This is a genomic window from Roseateles sp. P5_E11, assembly GCF_054049355.1.
Window position 1 is genome coordinate 1 of sequence record NZ_JBFUMO010001023.1, and the last position, 1151, is coordinate 1151.

General features: G+C 67.9%; 2 protein-coding genes. Both read right to left on the bottom strand.

Annotated elements, in window-relative coordinates:
* Window positions 1–2: 2 nt before the first annotated feature.
* Window positions 3–638, bottom strand: a complete 636-nt coding sequence (locus tag ACXJKR_RS33080; RefSeq protein WP_457326465.1) for a hypothetical protein — start codon at window positions 636–638, stop codon at window positions 3–5.
* Window positions 635–1151: IS66 family transposase (locus ACXJKR_RS33085; protein ID WP_457326466.1), on the bottom strand; the 517-nt coding region annotated here is incomplete at its 5' end. The genes ACXJKR_RS33080 and ACXJKR_RS33085, both read right to left, overlap by 4 nt.

Genomic DNA, 1151 nt, shown 5'->3' on the forward strand with positions numbered 1-1151 from the left:
GATCAGCGCAAAAATGGTGCGCCCGCTGGCTCGACGCGCCCAGGTCGCCTTCGCTCGCGAGCGTGGCCTGAGCCTGGTAAGCGCGGCCTGACGGCCCTCTTGACCGAAGCGCAGTAGCTCAGATGTTCGAGCACGTGGCGCAGCAACCCGAAGCCCACGCGCCACTTGGTGCCATCACCCGGGTCGATGCTGGCGGTGCGCTCGTTGATGCGCACGATGGTGCCGACCACCGTGTTGAGGTACTTGTCCTCGAAGGCGACCTTCTCGCCGCAGCGGAAGTCGTTACGCGTGGGTCGAGGTGCTGTGGGCACCGGCGCTGCTTCGGCTTGTCGCGCCGTGGCGTTGGGAGCTGGCGGCTCGATGGCCGCATAGGGCAGCTTCCACTCGCGACGCTCGCGCAGATCTTGCAGCGTGACTTGGGTGTCGCGCATGGCCACGACCTTGCCTTCACGCAGGCTGCCGTCGCGCCAGTCGAGGAAGCGCACGGTCTGGCCCAGGTGCATGTCCTTGCGTACCGCGATGATGCGTCGCGGGTCGGCCAGCAGGCGCTCGATCAGCGTGCTGAGCTGGAACAGCTCCAGGCTGCTGGCCTGGTGAAGGACGTCCAGCAGCCGTGGATCGATGCTCGGCCCGCTCATGCCGCCGCGCGCACTTCTTCGTCGGCGTCCTGGCTGGCGATGTTCCAGGGCAGCAGCTCGTCGATGCGGTTTACCGGATGGTCGGCAATGCGCTGCAGCACGTCGCGCAGATAGGCCTCGGGATCGAGCCCGTTGAGCTTGGCGGTCTCGATCAGGCTGTACATCGACGCCGCGCGCTCACCGCCGGCGTTCGAGCCCATGAACAGGTAGTTGCCGCGCCCCAGCGCCACGCCGCGCAGTGCACGCTCGGCGGCCGAGTTGTCGATCTCTATGCGACCGTCGTCCACGTAGCGCGTCAACGCCTTCCAGCGCGCCAAGCTGTAGCGGGCCGCCTTGGCCAACTCCGACTTCGTCGACACCTGAGTCAGCACCCCCTGCAGCCAGACGTGGAACTTCTCCAGCAAGGGGCCGGCCCGGGCCTGCCGCTGCTGGCGTCGCACCTCGGGTGGACTGCCGCGGATGTCCGCCTCGACGGCATACAACCCCTGGATGTGGCACAGCGCCTGCGCCGCC

Excerpts from the sequence above, each read along its gene's own strand:
- ACXJKR_RS33080 (WP_457326465.1), bottom strand. The coding sequence starts at position 638 with ATGAGCGGGCCGAGCATCGATCCACGGCTGCTGGACGTCCTTCACCAG.